The sequence below is a fragment of the bacterium genome (assembly GCA_040755795.1).
Lineage (GTDB): Bacteria > UBA9089 > CG2-30-40-21 > CG2-30-40-21 > SBAY01 > JBFLXS01.
Genome location: JBFLXS010000722.1, coordinates 1 through 1203, shown reverse-complemented (window position 1 = coordinate 1203; position 1203 = coordinate 1). Strand labels below are relative to the sequence as shown.

1 protein-coding gene and 1 tRNA gene are annotated in these 1203 nt (G+C 36.7%); both read right to left on the bottom strand.

Annotated elements, in window-relative coordinates:
- Positions 1-135: 135 nt before the first annotated feature.
- Positions 136-915, bottom strand: coding sequence for an energy transducer TonB (locus AB1414_21200; GenBank protein MEW6609929.1), 780 nt, complete (start codon positions 913-915; stop codon positions 136-138).
- 14 nt (positions 916-929) lie between these two features.
- Positions 930-1005 (bottom strand) — tRNA-His (locus AB1414_21195).
- Between the last annotated feature and the right edge of the window lie 198 nt (positions 1006-1203).

The following is a 1203-nucleotide window of genomic DNA, read 5'->3' as shown; positions in this document are numbered from 1 at the left end:
TTTTGGTAAATATGTTGTTTGTGTCATAAGTTTGTCCTCCTTATTTTAGTTAGTTAATACTTTTTGTATAGTATACCATAAAATCTTTCGCAGGTCAAACTTGACACTTTATCATATCATCTCTGCGCTGAACAGTTACTCTAATTTAATCGTAATGATTACCGTGCCCCAATCTATTCTTTTAATATCCGACGGCAGTTTATAGAATCGCCATTTATAGACCGCGGATTGGGCTAATCGGTCAATCTCCGCATAACCAAAGGATTCATCTAGCTCGACCTTATCAATAGAGCCATCCGGTAGAACCCAGATTTTTAATTTTCCCTTGATGGATTGTCCACTTTTTTCTAACCAATAAGGGATTTTAAACTTTGGTTGATATAACACCTTTCTTTCACCAGCCGGGCCACCAATATGAATATAAGGACCTATTGTTTCACCATCTTTTTTCCCTTCCTGAGGAGGAAGAATTGAACTTACCTGTGTATCTTTTTCACCAGTAGAGATAATTTCTTGTGGGGTAGTTGATTTCGGCACAGGCACTTCGCCATGAAAATCATCTATTTTAGTCCCTCCCGGGGCGGAAGGGAGGGGTGTTATTATCTCTTTTACTTCTTGTATTCCGGTTGATTTAATTGGAGGAGGAATTATAGGTTTTTTAATCGGTTGTGGTAACTTTTTGACCTTTAAACGAGATTTTTCTTTAACGACTCCACTAATTTTTTTCATGATTTTAGGTTTTAAAATTTCTGGTTTTGGTTCTTCTTTTTCTGGAAGTCTTACAATTGAGATTTCGATTGTTTTAAATAAAGGAATAGGAGGATGGAAGGTAATAAAGAAAAAAATTATGACTATGCAGATATGAAAGGTAGTAGAAATAATTAAAGAACGATTGAATACAGTGTCATAGTGCATATTTTTGCCTCTTCTGGGGTGAGCGAGGGGATTCGAACCCCCAGCCTAAGGAGCCACAGTCCTTCGCTCTGACCATTGAGCTACGCTCACCATATTTTCCCTTATTAATAATTAAGTATATCATATTACCGCATTATTTGTCAAGGATTTTTTGGGGTATTCCCAGGGCAAACGCATCTAAATTCCACAATCAACTGTAGTTTATGATTTTACCAGCAGTTATAAAGCATTTAGAGCCTCCAGCCTTAAAAATGTGTTCACTCTTCTGATTTAATCAGCTTTTACGGT